Source organism: Pseudomonas ficuserectae, from assembly GCF_024584585.1.
In the GTDB taxonomy this organism is placed as follows: Bacteria; Pseudomonadota; Gammaproteobacteria; order Pseudomonadales; family Pseudomonadaceae; genus Aquipseudomonas; species Aquipseudomonas amygdali.
On the sequence record NZ_CP085684.1, the window covers coordinates 1,556,789 to 1,574,113 of the forward strand.

Here is a 17,325-nt window from a genome sequence, read left to right on the forward strand (position 1 = left end):
TGTTCACTTTACTTGGCTTAAAGTGGCAGGCAGTCGGAAGCCTAAGGAGCGTTGCATGACCCCTGCACTGGATTTACTGAAAAAACTTCGCGCCGAACATCGTATCCACAGTTACGAACACGATCCCAAAGCAGCGTCATATGGGCTGGAAGCAGCGGAAAAGCTGGGGCTGGAGCCCGCGCGGGTTTTCAAGACATTGTTGGCCAGTACCGAAAAGGGCGAGTTACTGGTCGCCGTAGTGCCGGTCGTCGGAACGCTTGATCTGAAGGCTCTGGCACAGGCCGCCGGGGCGAAAAAAACCGAAATGGCTGACCCCGCGGCGGCGCAGCGCTCAACGGGCTACCTGTTGGGTGGCATCAGCCCACTGGGCCAGAAGAAGCGCCTGCGTACGTTCATTGACGACACAGCGCAGGGTTTTGAGAGTATTTACGTCAGCGCCGGGAGGAGGGGGCTGGAGGTTGAGCTTTCGGCAGCCGTGCTGGCCGAGCATACGCAGGCTCGCTTCGCATCGATTGGCAGGGAATAAGCTGGGGCTCAGTGATTGACCGTATGCGCCGCGACGCTGCCTGGCGCTGCAAACAGCACCAGATGGTCAGCTGCCACCCGAATACCGACTTCCTCGCCCTGGCTGTGATCGGCATGACTGGGGAAAATGGCTTCAAGCTGGCTACCGGTAGACAGCTGCAGGCGATACAGCGTCGATGCGCCCTGAAATGTTCGACCGATTACCCGCGCTTTCAGGTCGCTTTGCGGCGCGTAGACGATATCGTCAGGTCGCAGCAAGACATCCACGGCGCTGCCGCTGACGCCCGGATATGCCCGGTTGCCACGCAGAACACCCAGTTCGGTGCGCACCGATTCGGGGTCTATCATCTGCCCGCGAATGAAATACCCCTGTCCAATGAAGCTGGCAACAAAGGGTGTGCGAGGTTCGTGATACAGGTTGTAAGGCGTATCCCACTGCTCCAGGCGACCCTCCTTGAATACGCCGACATGATCGCTGACCGCGAAAGCCTCTTCCTGATCATGGGTCACCAGAATGGCACTGGTGCCACGCGCCTTGAGAATATCGCGCACCTCATGGCTCAGACGTCTACGCAACTCGCCATCCAGGTTGGAGAAGGGTTCATCGAGCAACAACAGTTGTGGCTCCGGTGCCAGCGCCCTGGCCAGGGCCACTCGTTGTTGCTGCCCGCCGGACAACTCGTGAGGGTAGCGTTTGCCCAAGGCGCCGAGGTTGACCAGTTCAAGCAACTCGGCGATCACCTGATCAAGGCGCGGGTGATTGCGAATGCCGAATGCGATGTTCTCGGCGACGCTCAGGTGCGGGAACAGCGCGTAATCCTGAAACACCATGCCGATGCGGCGCTTCTCCGGTGCCAGAGTCCAGCCCGGACGGGAAATGACTTCGCCCGCCAGGGTTATCTCCCCTGCATGTATCGGCTCGAAACCGGCAATCGCACGCAGTGTGGTGGTCTTGCCGCAGCCCGATGAACCCAGCAGGCAGCCGATATCACCCGCGTTAAGGTGCAGATTCAACTCCTGCACCACGCGCTGATTCTGATAGCCGCACGCCAGATTGCGCAGGTTCAGCAGCAACTGACTCATGCGCGCTGGTGGGACGGCGCGACGAGAAACTCCAGCAACGCTTTCTGCGCGTGCAGGCGATTTTCAGCTTGATCCCACGCGACCGAACGCGAATCATCCAGCAGATCTACACTGATTTCTTCGCCACGGTGGGCAGGCAGACAGTGCATGAACAGTACGTCCTTGTCGGCCAGGTCGAGCAAGGCGCGCGTTACCTGAAACGGTGCGAACAACGCCATGCGCCGAGCGGTTTCCTCTTCCTGACCCATGGAGGTCCACACGTCGGTGCTGACCAGGTGTGCACCGGCGACCGCTGCTTTCGGGTCGCGAACAATGGTCACTCGCTCACCGGCCAGCGCCAGGAACTCGGGGTTCGGCTCGTAACCGGCAGGGCAGGCCACGCGCAACTGGAAGTCGAACTGAATGGCCGCTTCTATATAGCTATTGCACATGTTGTTGCCATCGCCGATCCAGGCGACGGTCTTGCCTTTGATCGAGCCGCGATGCTCCAGAAAGGTTTGCATGTCGGCCAGCAACTGGCATGGGTGCAGGTCATCCGACAGACCATTGATAACCGGAACGCGGGAATTGGCGGCGAATTCGGTCAGATTACTGTGCGCGTAGGTACGGATCATTACCGCATCGAGCATGCGTGACATCACTTTTGCGCTGTCGGCAATTGGCTCGCCACGGCCCAATTGGGTGTCGCGATGGGATAAAAAGATGGCCTGGCCACCCAACTGAATCATCCCTGCTTCAAAAGAAAGACGGGTACGTGTCGAGGATTTCTCGAAAATCATCCCCAATACCCGGTTCTTCAGCGGCTCAAAAAGCTCACCGCGATTTCGCAGGTCTTTGAGCTCTACGCCACGACGGATCAAGCCCAGGAGTTCATCTGGGGTGTAATCCATCATCGAGAGAAAGTGCCTGGCGTTCATGATTAACTACCTTTTTTGCAACAGACCGCAGGTTATCAAAGCCGGTTTTTATCGGGAAAACGGGCGAGACCTGCGGCGGAAGCCGCACGAGGCGACGAATAAGAAAGGCGCGATAGTATAAAAAAATGTCGCGTCTTACCAATAGCATGCTGTTTTCTGAAACACCGATGTCACTGGCGCTCCCTTTCAGGGGGCACTGTTATTCTTTGTTGACGAGTTAAAAACTGGCTAAGCTGATGAGGCCAATAGCCATCTCTGCTTTTTCCGAAGGCAGCATTTGTACACTGCTCAAATAGCGCTTGGCAATTAGTACCAATCCTGCAACAGTCCGGGTTTGCGCGGGTGCGCTGAATGCGACCCGCTTCACGGGCTGGAAACAAGGACCGTTTCTTTAATGCCGGGCGTAGGTTATAAATCGTTGCCGATACATTACTGATCGAGGGGTGGGGAATGGACTCAAAAGAGCGTCAACTAACGGAGTTACTCGGGCTGACCGCCCGCACGCTTACCCATCTGACCGCCTCAATGACCTCGATGTCCTTTGAGTTGCTGCGCAGCGAGGACGAAGTCACGCGTAATGCGGGGCGGCGCATGATTGATCGCATGGCGACCATCAGCTCGGGGCTCGACGAGCACTGGCGCCTGATCGGTGACCTGACCGGTGTTCACCTGGCTCAGGAGCAGGTCGAAACCGTCACTGAAATCCAGCTGCAGCGCAAGGTCGTCACGCCTATCGGCGGCTGATACGGTCTACTCATCGGCGCGCCTGATGCTCCCCGATTCACATGACAAACGTCAGTGGCGCGGGGTATTGGCAGCGGCCATAGTGCTTGTCAGGCAATCAACCGGATTGCCACGACAAGATCTGAGGCTGTGATGACCCGGACTGAACACTACCGCGCCTGCCACCTGTGCGAGGCCATTTGCGGTCTTGCCATCGAGACCGTTACCGAGCCGGATTCTGCCCCGCGCATCACCTCGATCAAGGGTGACCCGCTGGACACTTTCAGCCGTGGCCACATCTGCCCCAAGGCTGTTGCGCTGCAAGACATCCAGAACGACCCCGACCGCTTGCGTCAGCCGATGCTGCGCAGTGGTGATCAATGGCGGCCGATTGCCTGGCAGGCCGCGTTCGATATGGTGGCAGAGCGGCTTTACGCGATTCAACAGCGCCATGGGCAGAACACGGTAGCGGTTTATCAGGGTAACCCCAGCGTGCACAACTATGGGCTGATGACCCACAGCAATTACTTCCTCGGGCTGCTCAAGACTCGTAATCGCTTCTCGGCGACCTCGGTTGACCAGTTGCCGCATCACCTCACCAGTTTTCTGATGTATGGCCACGGCATGCTGTTGCCGATTCCGGATATCGATCACACCGACTTCATGCTGATCCTGGGTGGCAACCCATTGGCGTCCAACGGCAGCATCATGACCGTGCCGGATGTTGAGAAGCGTCTGAAAGCCATCCAGCAGCGCGGCGGTAAACTCGTGGTCATCGACCCGCGCCGCAGTGAGACGGCGGCCATCGCCGACCAGCACCTGTTCGTGCGTCCGGGCGGTGATGCAGCGCTGCTGTTCGGGCTGCTCAATACTCTGTTTGAAGAAGGCCTGACTCGCGAGAGTCACTTGCCTATCGATGGCCTGGATCAGGTGCGACACGCCATTGCAGGTTTCACTGCGCAGGCCATGAGCCCACGCTGCGGCATTGCTGCCGAGCAGATCCGGCAACTGGCGCGGGATTTTGCTGTAGCCGACAAGGCGGTCTGTTATGGCCGAATGGGGGTGTCGACCCAGGCCTTCGGCACGCTGTGTCACTGGTTGGCGCAACTGATCAATCTGGTGACCGGCAACCTGGATCGCGTGGGCGGAACGCTGTGTACGGAGCCCGCAGTTGACCTCGTCAGTTCGACTTCGGGCGGCCATTTCAATCTATGGCAAAGCCGGGTGTCCGGCCTGCCTGAGTACGGCGGCGAGTTGCCGGTTTCAGCGCTCGCCGAGGAAATGCTCGTGGACGGGGAAGGGCAGGTTCGCGCGCTGGTGACTGTCGCGGGTAACCCGGTTCTGTCCACCCCCAATGGCCGTCAGTTGGAACAGGCGCTCGAAGGTCTGGAGTTCATGCTCAGCATTGATCTGTACATCAACGAAACTACCCGCCACGCCGACTTGATCCTGCCGTCCACCTCAGCGTTGGAAAACGATCACTACGACACCACCTTCAATACCCTGGCAGTGCGCAACGTCACTCGCTTCAATCAGGCCATTTTCGACAAGCCCGAAGGTGCGCTGCATGACTGGGAGATCTTTGTCGGTCTGGCCAGATCATTTGCAGCCCAGGCGCAGCGTGAACTCAAACCGACCCTGCCACCCGCGCAGATGATTGATCGCGGGTTGCGCGCAGGCTTCTATGGCGATGCATCGCCGCACAAACTGTCACTGGAAACGCTGGCCAGCCACCCGCATGGGCTTGATCTGGGCGCGTTGAAGCCTAACCTCACCGAGCGCCTGAAAACCGCCAATGGGCGGATTCAGGCGGCCCCAGAGGTCATCATGGCCGACCTGGCGCGCTTCGCTGCCTATCCCGCTCCCGATTCCGGAGCATTGTTGCTGATTGGTCGTCGACACGTGCGCAGCAATAATTCGTGGATGCATAACTATCACAGGCTGGTAAAAGGCAAGCCCCGGCATCAATTGCTGATGCACCCTGACGATCTTGCCTGTCGTGGTTTGAGCGATGGCCAGCAGGTTCGGGTCAGCTCCCGGGTCGGGACGATCGAGGTGCAGGTGTTGGGCAGTCTGGACATGATGCCCGGAGTGGTCAGCCTGCCGCATGGCTGGGGGCATTCGCGTGCGGGGGTGAAAATGGATATTGCCCGGAGTCAGCCAGGGGTGAGCGCCAATGACCTGACCGACGAACGGCAACTCGACGTACTCTCCGGCAATGCGGCGTTGAACGGTGTGCCGGTACAGGTGGCTGCCTGTTAAGGCTCAAGACAGAGCGTCATGCTCGGGATTTCGTTACAATGCGCCACCGTGCCGACAACTGAGTCGGATATTTCAGCCGAGGTGCTCCATGGATATCATCGAAACGATCAAAGAGCAGATTGCCAACAACACCATTCTGCTTTACATGAAAGGCGCTCCGAATGCCCCTCAATGCGGCTTTTCGGCCAAGGCTTCCCAGGCATTGATGGCGTGTGGCGAAAAATTTGCCTACGTCGACATTCTGCAAAACCCTGAAATTCGCGCCAACCTGCCAAAGTACGCCAACTGGCCGACTTTCCCGCAACTGTGGGTGGCTGGAGAACTGGTCGGCGGTAGCGACATCATCACCGAAATGATGGCTGATGGTTCGCTGCAAACGCTGGTCAAGGAAGCATCGGCCGCCAAAGCCGAGTAAAGCCTTGCGCTGCAGCGTGGGCACGATCGTCGAGATTATCGTGCCTTGCGCTCAAGCATGGTTTTACGCACAAGAAAAAGCCCGCTCTCGATTGAGGCGGGCTTTTTCATTGCGGCGCAACCGGTAAATCAGTCGCCCATCTGCGACTGCAGGTAGTTCTCGATACCGACTTTGACGATCAGCCCCAGCTGAGTCTCCAGCCAGTCGATTTGCTCTTCCTTGGGCTCAAGGATGTCTTCCAGCAGCTCACGGCTGCCGAAGTCACCAACTGTCTCAAAGTGAGCGATCGCGGCTTTCAGATCGGCCAGACCTTTTTGCTCGATCTTCAAATCGCACTCCAGCATTTCCTTGGTGTGCTCGCCAATCAGGATCTTGCCAAGATCCTGCAGGTTTGGCAGCCCTTCAAGGAACAGCGTGCGCTTGATCAGCTTGTCGGCATACTTCATCGCATGGATGGATTCTTTGTACTCATGGCCGCCGAGCTTTTTCAGACCCCAATCTTCATACATGCGCGCATGCAGGAAATACTGATTGATGGCGACCAGCTCGTTTCCGAGGATCTTGTTGAGATGCTGGATGACTGTAATGTCGCCTTTCATGTTCGAGGTCCTGCCGGTGGCTTGTGTATATAAGCGCCGAGTGTGAGCCGCGCTTAAACGCCTGTCAAACCTAAGTTGTTGAATAATAAGTGAATTTAAATAGGAATAAGAATGTTTGAGTTCCGCATCTTGACGCTAAGCGCTTGAATTACAGGCATAAAAAAACCGGGCAGGGTGCCCGGTTCTTTAAAAGAGGGGTATTCAGGCGGCTGAAAATTCTGCTGGATAGGCCAGCGATGCCTGAGTGGTTTGCAGTTCTGTCAGCGTGTCACGCACCACTTCCTTCGCAAGGCAGGCGCATTTTCCGCATTTACTCGCAACACCCAGCGTTTCACGGACTTCACGATAACTGCAGCAGCCTTCCAGAATTGCATCCCGGATTTGACCGTCTGTGACACCTTGGCAAAGACAAACATACATAAGCTATTGACCGTCGCTGGTTTATTGCTTGGTGCCGAGGAGCTTAATGTTAATGAGAATGCTTGTCAAAACTGTTTTAGGTTCGATTCAGGTAGAACGATGAGTGGTTGTTTTCAGAGTCAGCGTATCCAGATATCCCGTTCCAGACAGGCATGAAAAAACCGGCGCGAAGCCGGTCCGTTCACTGGCGTGCCGACGTTAGTCGTCGAAGTCTTCCCAGCCGCCCATTTCCTTCCAGCGGTTGACGATGCCGCAGAACAGCTCTGCAGTCTTCTCGGTGTCGTAGCGAGCCGAGTGGGCCTCGCGGCCGTCGAAGTCGATTCCGGCAGCCTGGCAGGCCTTGGCCAGCACGGTCTGACCGTAGGCCAGGCCTGCGAGGGTAGCGGTGTCGAAGCTTGAGAACGGGTGAAACGGGTTGCGCTTCATGTCCATTCGCGCGACAGCGGCATTGACGAAACCGAGGTCGAAGCTGGCGTTGTGGCCGACCAGCACGGCGCGTTTGCAGCCATTGGCCTTGAGAGCCTTGCGCACGCCGCGGAAGATGTCGTTCATTGCGGTTTCTTCGCTGACCGCCATGCGCAACGGGTGATCCAGCTTGATACCGGTAAACTCCAGCGCAGCGGCTTCGATGTTGGCACCTTCGAACGGCTCTACGCGGAAGAAATAGGTGTGTTCCGGGAACACGAAGCCTCTTTCATCCATGCCGATGGTCACGGCAGCAATTTCCAGCAGTGCGTCGGTGGCTGAGTTGAAACCGCCGGTTTCTACGTCGACGACCACGGGCAGGTAGCCGCGAAAGCGTGCTGCCATCGGGTGACGAGAACCGCCGCCACCGCCGTGGCCTTCGTGTTCGTCGTCAAAATGATCTTCACTCACGCGTGTTCCTCCAGACGCCAGCGCAGTTTTTCACCAGCGCGCAGCGGGATAACGGTCAACTCGCCAAACGGCAGGCTGGCAGGGGCGGTCCACTCGTCACGCACCAGCGTGATGGTGTCCTGATTGGCGGGCAGGCCGTAGAACGCCGGACCGTGAAGGCTGGCGAAGCCTTCCAGTTTGTCCAGAGCGTTACGCTGCTCGAAAGCTTCTGCATACAATTCGATGGCCGCGTAGGCGGTGTAGCAACCGGCGCAACCGCAAGCGTTTTCCTTGGCGTGTTGGGCGTGCGGTGCCGAGTCCGTACCCAGGAAGAACTTGCCGCTGCCACTGGTGGCGGCGTCGAGCAGGGAGGCCTGATGCGTATTGCGCTTGAGAATGGGCAGGCAATAGAAGTGCGGGCGAATGCCGCCAACCAGCATGTGATTACGGTTGTACAGCAGGTGATGCGCGGTGATGGTGGCCGCGACATTGGCCGATGCTTCATTGACGAACTGCACCGCTTCACCGGTGGTGATGTGTTCAAACACCACTTTTAGCGTCGGGAAGCGTTCGACTACACGACGCAGGTGCTCATCAATGAAAACCTTTTCGCGATCGAATACGTCGATCTCGCCGCGCGTCACTTCCCCGTGTACCAGCAGGAGCATGCCGACTTCAGCCATGGCTTCGAGGGCAGGGAAGATCTTGTCGATGCTGGTGACACCGGAATCGGAGTTGGTGGTTGCACCGGCCGGATACAGCTTGGCGGCGTGCACGAAGCCACTGGCTTTCGCGGTACGGATGTCTTCAGGCGTGGTCTGGTCGGTGAGGTACAGCACCATCAACGGCTCGAAGCGGCTGTCGGCCGGGCGTGCAGCCAGAATGCGCTGACGATAGGCATCGGCTTGCTGCGCGTTGCGCACCGGAGGCACGAGGTTGGGCATGATGATTGCGCGGCCAAAAGTTCGCGCTACGTCAGCAACGGTATGAGGCAAGACAGCTCCGTCACGGAGGTGAATGTGCCAGTCGTCGGGACGCAGGAGGGTCAGGCGGTCAGACATTGGGGATTCCAGGCGGGTCAAACTCGCTGGGAATGCTACCGGAAAAGACTCTCTCAGGCATCCGCTATCAAGTTTTGCACGAAGTTACCGATAGCCCCCTTGTCAGTCAGTCATTTTTTGTTTCGCGTTTATTTCCAGTGGAGCCTCCCGTGCGCCAGCGATATTTAGCCTTGCTCAGCATGTTTGCCAGCCTCCCGGCGATGGCTATCAGTTTCCAGACACGTCTGGAGAGCATCGAGTGGAAGGTCGAAGGCGATCAGTTCGAATGCCGCCTGACTCAGCCGATCACCGACTTCGGTGCCGGTGAGTTCGTGCGCCGTGCCGGTGAGCAGGCGACGTTTCGCCTCAAGGCTTCATACAACATGCTGGGCAACGGTTCCGCAACGCTGCTGGCCGCCGCAGCACCGTGGCAGCCGGGGCGCGGTGATATCAATCTGGGTTCGGTGCGCGTCAGCAATGGCGACATACCCTTCAATACTTCCCAGGCACAGGCCGGGCGCCTGATCAGTGGTCTGATGGACGGTCGCAGCCCGCTTATCCGTCACTACACCCGTGACGGTGGCCAGATGGAAGTGCGCCTGCTACCGGTCAAGTTCAGCAAGGCGTTCAGCGATTACCAGGCGTGCACAGCCAAACTTCTGCCGATGAACTTCGATCAGGTCAAACAGGCTGAAGTAGGATTTCCCGGTGGCGGTATTGAACTGGATGCCCGTGCCAAGGCGCGTCTGGACAATATGGTGGCCTATCTGAAGGCCGACCCGACGGTTAACCGTATCGAGCTTGACGGCCATTCGGATAACAGTGGCAATCGACTCACCAACCGTGATCTTTCCCGCCGCCGTGCGCTGGCGGTCATGGACTACTTCAAGGCTCAGGGTATCCCCGAGCAGCAAATCACCCTGCGGTTTCACGGCGAACGCTACCCGCTGGTGCCCAACACCAATGAGGCCAATCGTGCGCGCAACCGCCGCGTGAACGTGCATCTGGAGCGTGTTGCGCCCGATGAGCGTCCGGTACCTGTAGCCTCTGCGGTCAGTGCAGCGCACACGTCCTGAGGGCTGCATAACGCTCCTGCCAAACGTCGCCTTGTCGTCACAAGCTGTCGCGCCCCTGTAAATTTGCCGGTTTGAACGGTAGAATCAGCGGTTTTCCGTACAACCCGGTGGAGTGATGGCATGGCGGACGTAAACAAGGTAGTTCTCGCGTATTCCGGTGGCCTGGATACTTCGGTAATCCTCAAGTGGCTGCAAGATACGTACAACTGCGAAGTGGTGACCTTTACCGCTGACCTGGGTCAGGGTGAAGAAGTCGAGCCGGCGCGCGCCAAGGCTCAGGCCATGGGCGTGAAAGAAATCTACATCGATGACCTGCGCGAAGAGTTCGTGCGTGATTTCGTGTTCCCGATGTTCCGTGCCAACACCGTCTATGAAGGCGAGTACCTGCTGGGCACTTCCATCGCTCGCCCGCTGATCGCCAAGCGCCTGATCGAGATCGCCAACGAAACGGGCGCTGATGCCATTTCCCATGGTGCCACCGGCAAAGGCAACGATCAGGTGCGTTTCGAACTGGGTGCCTACGCGCTCAAGCCAGGGGTCAAAGTGATTGCTCCGTGGCGTGAATGGGACCTGCTCTCTCGTGAAAAGCTGATGGACTACGCCGAGAAGCACAACATTCCGATCGAGCGTCACGGCAAGAAGAAATCCCCGTACTCGATGGATGCCAACCTGCTGCACATCTCCTATGAGGGCGGCGTGCTGGAAGACACCTGGACCGAGCACGAAGAAGACATGTGGCGCTGGACCAAGTCCCCTGAGGACGCGCCGAACGTTGCAACTTATCTGGAGCTGACCTACCGCAATGGCGACATCGTTGCGCTGGACGGCGTTGAGATGACGCCTGCCACTGTGTTGGCGACCCTGAACCGCATAGGTGGCGAAAACGGCATCGGACGTCTGGATATCGTTGAAAACCGCTACGTGGGCATGAAGTCCCGTGGCTGCTACGAGACACCGGGCGGCACCATCATGCTGCGCGCTCACCGCGCTATTGAATCGATCACCCTGGACCGTGAAGTCGCCCACCTCAAGGACGAACTGATGGCCAAGTACGCCAGCCTGATCTACACCGGTTACTGGTGGAGCCCGGAGCGTCTTATGCTGCAGCAGATGATCGACGCGTCTCAGGCCCATGTGAACGGTGTTGTACGTCTGAAGCTTTATAAGGGCAATGTGATCGTCACCGGTCGCAAGTCGGACGATTCGTTGTTCGATGCCAATATTGCTACCTTTGAAGATGACGCAGGCGCCTATGATCAGGCTGATGCGGCAGGCTTCATAAAGCTCAATGCCTTGCGTATGCGTATTGCTGCGAATAAAGGCCGCAAGCTGTTCTGATGCTGCTGGTTATTCGATGAGTGCAGCCCTTGCGGGGCTGCACTTTAAACCCGGGTTCCCCGTCACGCCTGTAAAGCGTCAACGCCTGTAGCCATTTCTCGAATTCAGGCTCCCTGACAAGTTACTCATTGTTCATGAGTGTTTCGAAACCGTCCTGCCGGACACTCAATGTGTTTTCGGTGTTGCAGTGCGCGTTTGATATTGACAGCGTATTTCCTTCGGCAAGTCATGTAAGAAGTCTTTAGCCGGGTGCAGGCGATCATGTACCACCGCCTATGTACTCATTAAATCCGTTCTTACCGTTCATGGCGAAAAGCGCAGGTGTGCTTTTGGTTTTTTCCTACAGTAGCTGTCGAAGTTAAAAGCAGGGGCCCTGGTGCTTTCTGCGTGGCAGTCGAAACTTATGCACTCGGTACCTGTTTTAGAGTCTGGCCTCAGGGCGTGTCGCTCTCGCGTTGCTGCCTGAACTCGAATCGATAGGCTTTGCCGATATTCCATACCTGGCGAAGGCTCAGGTCCAGTACCTGGGCAATCTCGGCTGCGGTATAGCCCAGCGCCGAGTAATGCATGGCGTGGCCGGCCACCACGTCGTCGATATCCGTAGTGTCATGACGGGCGTCCCTGCGGGTGGTGAGCATGGGCTGACTGACAGCGATCGTCACACCGTTTTCGGTGGCCAGTTGGCGAACGTCTTTTTTATTCATGCGTAATGAATATTGCAGCGCTGTGAAGCCTGCGCCCTTGGCGGCCAGGTATTTGAGTTGTTCAAGCTTGCCAGCGTGTTCAGGCCCGTCTGGCAGGGTTGGTGCTGTATCAGTTGAGGAAGGGTTTGATGCGCCTGCCACCTCTCCATCGGGTATGACTGCAATAATACCGCCTTTGGCAACAAAGTTTTCCACAGCGGTGATTAACTCAGAGGCGGTGGGTATTGATGAGCGCGTGCGCGCATATCTAGTATTCATGGTGTGTCCCTTTTTGAACATGGTTATACACAGAGCCCATTCAAAAGAGTTGCCAGGCACTCAGTGTTTGTCACGCAGCAGCTCGCGTGATGAGCCGTGTACGTAACACCTGAATTCAGCCGGTTCGCGTAATACACCGAGTTCGTGTAAACGCGCCGCTCATGAACTGCAAAGCTGTATTACCTAATGATAGGGGAAGGTCTGAAGTAGCCGGATGTTTTCCGGCTACCGAGTCCTCAGCACTTTTCAAAAAACGATGCATGTCGAAATTTGCTCAATTATCTTCGCTTTTTAGCTCTTTCGGCCGCTGCAAAGCCTTTTGCGGTAACCATTTCCTGCATTACACGCGCACCTCTCCTGCGCTCGCCAACAAATGTCGGCGGGCCATCCACAGGTTTGACAGGGCGAACAACGTCACCATCTGCGCGGTGTTCTTGGCCAAGCCCCGAAAGCGCACTTTTTCATAGCCAAACTGGCGTTTGATGACCCGAAACGGATGCTCGACCTTGGCGCGAACCTGGGCCTTGGCCTTCTCGATTTTGCGGATCGCCTTGTACAAAATACTGCGTTTTCCGTGCTTTTTGTAAGTGCTGCGGCGGGCGGCAATCTGCCAAATGACCTTGCGCCCAGCGTGTTCTTCGCGCTTCTCGACCCCGGTGTAACCTGCGTCGGCGCAGACTACGTTTTCCTCGCCGTGCAGCAGTTTGGCAACCTGCGTGACGTCTGCCACATTGGCCGCTGTTACTACCACGCTGTGCACCAGGCCTGACTCGTCGTCGGCGCCGATGTGAGCCTTGGCGCCGAAATAGTACTGGTTACCTTTCTTGGTTTGATGCATCTCAGGATCGCGTTTGCCATCCTTGTTCTTGGTCGAACTGGGCGCGTGAATCAGCGTGGCATCGACGATGGTGCCTTGACGCAACGACAAGCCACGGTCGCCCAGATAACCATTAATTACGCCGAGAATCCCGGTCGCCAACTCGTGCTTTTCCAGCAGACGACGGAAGTTGAGAATGGTGGTTTCGTCTGGAATTCGCTCCAGGCTCAGGCCTGAAAACTGACGCAGGATGGTCGTCTCATACAGCGCTTCTTCCATCGCCGGATCGCTGTAGCCGAACCAGTTCTGCATCAGATGAACACGCAGCATCGCCATCAGTGGGTAGGCGGGCCGGCCACCTTCTCCTTTTGGATAATAGGGCTCAATCAGGGCAATCAAACCTTTCCAGGGCACCACCTGATCCATCTCGATCAGGAACAATTCCTTACGGGTCTGCTTGCGCTTGCCGGCATACTCGGCGTCGGCGAAGGTCATCTGTTTCATCATCGAAAAGCTCGGCGACTGGTGTCCGGAGATTTTGCCAAATTAGGAAGTCTTTTTCAGAGTTTCCTAGGGTTTCATAGGGCTGCACATAGTTAATGGCAGTAAATAATAAAGTTTCTGTTAAAAAAGTAACGACTGGTAATAAAATTTGCAAGTGAAAAATGGCGTGTCTCCAGAATTGATGTGTCGTTCTTTATAAAGTCTTACGTGTTGTAATGTTGCGTCCGTGAATTTTGTAGTACGTTTCCTATTCGATTCCCTGTGTCTGGACCTGAAATAAAAAATGGTATTTGCTACTTGCCGAAAGAGCTACTTATGGTCTTGAATGATGTAGGGTTATGCTATGGTGTGTGTAAGATTTTGTGACAGTGCAAAGGTTGGTGGATTACCATTATTTAGCGTTTGTCGACAGTGGCCCAATATGGCAGGCCGCGTTTATGTTGTGCGCTTCCGTTGTAGGACTTTTCTTTCAGGCCTGTAGGGTGTGTCCTTAAATAAATATTTGTACGAAATTCCGTAATGGATGTGTAATTTTTAATCCCCGTTTACGTATGTAATGCGTGGTGTGTATTCACTGATTTTCCATCATGGGGTTTCGGGTAAGGCATCCGGATGCAAGGCCTCTATAGTTGGCTGGCTATCTGGATAAAGGCTGTAATGCCTGCCAGCGCCCTATATCGATGTGCGAGCGGCGAGACAAAGATCGATGAAAACTGATGGCAGTCCTGCATTTTCCTGGCGTACAGGTAGTGGCCTGCCTTCAAATGATTCAGCTCAAGGGTTTTCAGCTGTTTTTGCTGGCGATAAGCCATGTGTCAGGCGTGTTCTGACGGTGATGCAAAAATAGTGTGGCGATACTTTTAACAGATGCAGCAAGGTCATTTTTGAACGTAAAAGTTTGGCCGGGTTTTGCTGCATGCATTTACTGACTGGCGCTGCGATGCTTATGCCGTAGCCGCCAGCAATAAAAAATCACCAGATTCCGAAAAGGAAGGCTCTGTGAAAATTAATAAAAAATGTACGTTCCTGCCGAGTTTTGTAGGAAGTTTCTGCTGTAATTGTAGGAATGGTCTTTGGCTGTCAGTCCACAAGGGTGAGCGCCATGCAAAGCAGTAAACGACTAAGTTATTGTGCTGGCTCTGAAAATTCGAATAGCGAAAAATGGACTGCCCATGAATAAAGTGCTGATCGTGGATGATCATCCCGTCATTCGCCTTGCTGTACGCATGCTGATGGAGCGTCATGGCTATGAGGTCATCGCGGAGACTGACAACGGTGTGGATGCGCTGCAACTGGCTCGTGAGCACCTTCCTGATATCGTCATTCTTGATATTGGTATCCCCAAGCTCGACGGGCTGGAAGTCATTGCCCGCCTGTCAGCCATGACATTGCCGTTCAAGGTCCTGATTCTGACGTCTCAGGCACCCGGCCACTTTTCCATGCGCTGCATGCAGGCAGGGGCCGCCGGATATGTCTGCAAGCAACAGGACCTGACCGAGCTGCTCAGCGCTATCAAGGCGGTACTCTCGGGGTACAGCTACTTTCCCAATCAGGCGTTGCATACTGTTCGCTCCAGTATGGGCAACGCGAGCGAGTCGGACATGGTTGACCGACTTTCCGGCAGGGAGATGATGGTTCTGCAACAACTGGCCAGAGGCAAGACCAACAAGGAAATTGCAGACGGTATGTTTCTGAGCAATAAAACCGTCAGTACCTACAAAACGCGTTTGCTGCTCAAGCTCAACGCGCATTCACTGGTCGATCTGATCGAGCTCGCCCAGCGTAACGGGCTGGTCTGAGTAGTCGGCCTGTTTGAGAAGGGCGTGTGCCTGATGTCCACGTGTGTGGAGCGAGTGACGAGCAGCCATCTCACGTATTGAAGCCTCTTCTGCGAGAGGCTTCAAATGCCAGAGTCGAACGTTAGGTGCCAGGAAGCCGGTGCGAGGTTTTGCGCTTGTCTAGAAGTCGAAATCGTAATCGGCCAGTTGTTTCTGCAAGCGCCGCTCTTCAAGCAGGTTGTCGATGGTGCGTCGTTTGCTCAGATTGGTCTTTGCCGGCTCTACGGTCGCAGTTTCGGTTTCGTCCGTATCGACGGCAACAAGGTCATCGTCCACATCCAGTTGCTCGTTGTCAGTGCTCATGAAGTCGACTCCAGGGCTTGGGCTCTCTGGCGCTTCTTATATCGACAATCCACAAGCGGGTAAAAAAGATTTTTTCAATCGACAGGGCAGCAATTACCTGGCTGGCTCAATCGTCGGACGTTTTCTCCTTGTAATCGCACAGGTCTTCTATACGACAACTGCCGCATCTGGGCTTGCGTGCCTGGCAAACGTAGCGTCCGTGCAGGATCAGCCAGTGGTGCGCATCGAGCAGATAGTTCTTGGGCACAAATTTCATCAATTGCTTCTCGACCTCCACCACATTTTTCCCTGGTGCGATGCCCGTACGGTTGCTGACGCGAAAGATGTGAGTGTCTACAGCCATCGCGACCTGACGGAAAGCGGTGTTGAGCACGACATTGGCAGTCTTGCGCCCTACGCCCGGTAAGGCCTCGAGCGCTTCTCGGGTCTGCGGTACTTCGCTGTTATGCAACTCCACCAGCATCCGGCAGGTTTCAATTACGTTTTTGGCTTTGCTGTTGTAGAGGCCAATTGTCTTGATGTACTCGGACAGCCCTTCAACGCCCAGGTCATATATGGCTTGTGGCGTGTTGGCGACCGGGTACAGCTTCGCCGTGGCCTTGTTGACGCTCACGTCAGTGGCCTGGGCAGAAAGGATAACGGCTATCAACAGCTCAAAAGGCGTGGTGTAGGCCAGTTCGGTTTTCGGGTCCGGATTGTCCTCATGCAGCCTGCGAAAGATTTCCTGACGTTTTGCAGCATTCATGGGCGGAGATTTTCCTCAGGATGAGTCTGTGCGGGGGCTTGCAGAAGCGCTGCAAGTGTCTGTTCGGCTGCTTCATATTCGCGTTGCAACTCCACGAGCCTGGCGGCCTGCTCGGCAATCGGCGGATGGCCGAAAGCCTTGAGCGACTTGTTGAGCTGCGCACGACTCATGGCCACGGCAATCCGGGCTTTTTTCAGGGCCTCGTCCGGCGTGGCAGGCTTGTCGTTCTGGGCGTGTCTGGCGGCGGACTGTAAAGCGTCACGACTTGGTTCAGCGCGCTGTGACCGGGCGATACGCTCGGCCAGCCGGGTTTGTTGCTCGCGGTACAAGCGTGCATTGCGTGCTTCGAAACGCAGCCGGGCGTGGGTACGCTTGCGCAGACGAGCTTTTTGCAGATCAGGGGTGGGTGCCAGGCCGCCTATGATGGGCGTGACACTCGCCAGCGGCAGCGGATGCATTTCAATGCAGTCTACCGGGCATGGCGCAACGCACAGATCGCAGCCAGTGCACTCATCGACAATCACGGTGTGCATCAACTTTGCAGCGCCGACAATGGCGTCCACGGGGCAGGCCTGAATGCATTTGGTGCAGCCAATGCACTCTGCTTCGCGAATGAACGCAACCTGCGCAGGGGCTGCACCGCGTTCCATATCCAGCCTCAGAACCGGAACAGCAAGCAGCTCTGCCAGTTGGGCTATTGTTTCGTCCCCGCCCGGTGGGCATTTGTTGATGGCTTCGCCGCCGGCAATGCCCTCTGCGTAGGGCTTGCAGCCGGGGTGGCCGCACTTGCCGCACTGAGTCTGCGGCAGAAGGGCGTCGATGCTGCGGATAAGGTCCACGTCGGGAAGCAGGCGAATCAATTCAGTCATGATCTTGCCAGGTGACCAACAGGTGTTCTGTCTA

At 56.2% G+C, this 17,325-nt stretch carries 18 protein-coding genes; 7 read left to right on the top strand and 11 right to left on the bottom strand.

The annotated features are described in order from the left end of the window. The first annotated feature begins 55 nt into the window (after window positions 1-55). Window positions 56-526 carry a Cys-tRNA(Pro) deacylase gene (gene ybaK / locus LJU29_RS06975; protein WP_005755458.1) on the top strand — a complete coding sequence of 157 codons (471 nt, stop codon included), beginning with the start codon at window positions 56-58 and terminating at the stop codon, window positions 524-526. Window positions 527-534: 8 nt separating this feature from the next. Here ybaK and LJU29_RS06980 read toward each other — a convergent pair whose 3' ends face one another. Both LJU29_RS06980 and argF read right to left on the bottom strand, forming a co-directional pair. Beyond that, a complete protein-coding gene (locus LJU29_RS06980; RefSeq protein ID WP_054076915.1) occupies window positions 535-1,608 on the bottom strand; it encodes an ABC transporter ATP-binding protein in 1,074 nt (357 codons plus the stop codon). Next, window positions 1,605-2,525 carry an ornithine carbamoyltransferase gene (gene argF, locus LJU29_RS06985; RefSeq protein ID WP_002554855.1) on the bottom strand — a complete coding sequence of 307 codons (921 nt, stop codon included), beginning with the start codon at window positions 2,523-2,525 and terminating at the stop codon, window positions 1,605-1,607. The genes LJU29_RS06980 and argF overlap by 4 nt, the downstream gene beginning before the upstream one ends. Window positions 2,526-2,975: 450 nt before the next feature. On the opposite strand from argF, the gene plzR reads away from it, so the two are divergent. The 3 genes from plzR (at window position 2,976) to grxD (ending at window position 5,925) form a co-directional block, all read left to right on the top strand. Next, entirely contained in the window at window positions 2,976-3,269 is a 294-nt protein-coding gene (plzR, locus tag LJU29_RS06990; protein ID WP_002554854.1) for a PlzR type 4 pili assembly inhibitor, read from the top strand. Window positions 3,270-3,401: 132 nt separating this feature from the next. Beyond that, window positions 3,402-5,510, top strand: coding sequence for a molybdopterin oxidoreductase family protein (locus tag LJU29_RS06995; protein ID WP_122322492.1), 2,109 nt, complete (start codon window positions 3,402-3,404; stop codon window positions 5,508-5,510). Window positions 5,511-5,598: 88 nt separating this feature from the next. Continuing rightward, window positions 5,599-5,925 carry a Grx4 family monothiol glutaredoxin gene (gene grxD / locus LJU29_RS07000; RefSeq protein ID WP_002554852.1) on the top strand — a complete coding sequence of 109 codons (327 nt, stop codon included), beginning with the start codon at window positions 5,599-5,601 and terminating at the stop codon, window positions 5,923-5,925. Window positions 5,926-6,053: 128 nt separating this feature from the next. Here the strand turns inward: grxD and bfr are convergent, their stop codons facing one another. The 4 genes from bfr to pyrC form a co-directional block, all read right to left on the bottom strand. After that, window positions 6,054-6,524 carry a bacterioferritin gene (bfr, locus tag LJU29_RS07005; protein WP_002554851.1) on the bottom strand — a complete coding sequence of 157 codons (471 nt, stop codon included), beginning with the start codon at window positions 6,522-6,524 and terminating at the stop codon, window positions 6,054-6,056. Between the two features lie 201 nt (window positions 6,525-6,725). Beyond that, the gene (locus LJU29_RS07010) at window positions 6,726-6,944 is read right to left on the bottom strand and encodes a bacterioferritin-associated ferredoxin (protein ID WP_002554850.1); all 219 of its coding nucleotides are present in this window, start codon (window positions 6,942-6,944) and stop codon (window positions 6,726-6,728) included. A 198-nt stretch (window positions 6,945-7,142) separates the two neighbouring features. Next, window positions 7,143-7,820 (bottom strand): ribonuclease T, encoded by a 678-nt coding sequence (rnt, locus tag LJU29_RS07015; protein ID WP_002554849.1) that lies wholly within the window; start codon window positions 7,818-7,820, stop codon window positions 7,143-7,145. Next, on the bottom strand, window positions 7,817-8,860 hold the full coding sequence (gene pyrC / locus LJU29_RS07020) for a dihydroorotase (RefSeq protein ID WP_057423732.1): 1,044 nt from the start codon (window positions 8,858-8,860) through the stop codon (window positions 7,817-7,819). Before pyrC ends, rnt begins: the two co-directional genes overlap by 4 nt. Before the next feature lie 149 nt (window positions 8,861-9,009). Between pyrC and LJU29_RS07025 the strand changes: the two genes are divergently transcribed. Beyond that, window positions 9,010-9,915, top strand: a complete 906-nt coding sequence (locus tag LJU29_RS07025; RefSeq protein WP_004658181.1) for a flagellar protein MotY — start codon at window positions 9,010-9,012, stop codon at window positions 9,913-9,915. A gap of 120 nt (window positions 9,916-10,035) precedes the next feature. Further along, on the top strand, window positions 10,036-11,253 hold the full coding sequence (locus tag LJU29_RS07030; RefSeq protein WP_003412906.1) for an argininosuccinate synthase: 1,218 nt from the start codon (window positions 10,036-10,038) through the stop codon (window positions 11,251-11,253). Window positions 11,254-11,687: 434 nt separating this feature from the next. Here LJU29_RS07030 and LJU29_RS07035 read toward each other — a convergent pair whose 3' ends face one another. Both LJU29_RS07035 and LJU29_RS07040 read right to left on the bottom strand, forming a co-directional pair. Continuing rightward, entirely contained in the window at window positions 11,688-12,215 is a 528-nt protein-coding gene (locus tag LJU29_RS07035) for a hypothetical protein (protein WP_044294429.1), read from the bottom strand. A gap of 340 nt (window positions 12,216-12,555) precedes the next feature. Continuing rightward, window positions 12,556-13,536: an IS5-like element ISPsy2 family transposase gene (locus LJU29_RS07040; protein ID WP_054078085.1), complete on the bottom strand. Its 981-nt coding sequence runs from the start codon at window positions 13,534-13,536 to the stop codon at window positions 12,556-12,558. A gap of 1,172 nt (window positions 13,537-14,708) precedes the next feature. Between LJU29_RS07040 and LJU29_RS07045 the strand changes: the two genes are divergently transcribed. Next, window positions 14,709-15,335, top strand: coding sequence for a response regulator transcription factor (locus tag LJU29_RS07045; protein WP_002554843.1), 627 nt, complete (start codon window positions 14,709-14,711; stop codon window positions 15,333-15,335). A gap of 159 nt (window positions 15,336-15,494) precedes the next feature. On the opposite strand, the gene LJU29_RS07050 is transcribed toward LJU29_RS07045, so the two are convergent. From LJU29_RS07050 to rsxB, 3 genes are all read right to left on the bottom strand, one after another. Next, a complete protein-coding gene (locus LJU29_RS07050; protein WP_002554842.1) occupies window positions 15,495-15,677 on the bottom strand; it encodes a PA3496 family putative envelope integrity protein in 183 nt (60 codons plus the stop codon). A 106-nt stretch (window positions 15,678-15,783) separates the two neighbouring features. Continuing rightward, a complete protein-coding gene (gene nth / locus LJU29_RS07055; RefSeq protein WP_002554841.1) occupies window positions 15,784-16,422 on the bottom strand; it encodes an endonuclease III in 639 nt (212 codons plus the stop codon). Beyond that, the gene (gene rsxB / locus LJU29_RS07060) at window positions 16,419-17,291 is read right to left on the bottom strand and encodes an electron transport complex subunit RsxB (RefSeq protein ID WP_005755481.1); all 873 of its coding nucleotides are present in this window, start codon (window positions 17,289-17,291) and stop codon (window positions 16,419-16,421) included. Before rsxB ends, nth begins: the two co-directional genes overlap by 4 nt. Between the last annotated feature and the right edge of the window lie 34 nt (window positions 17,292-17,325).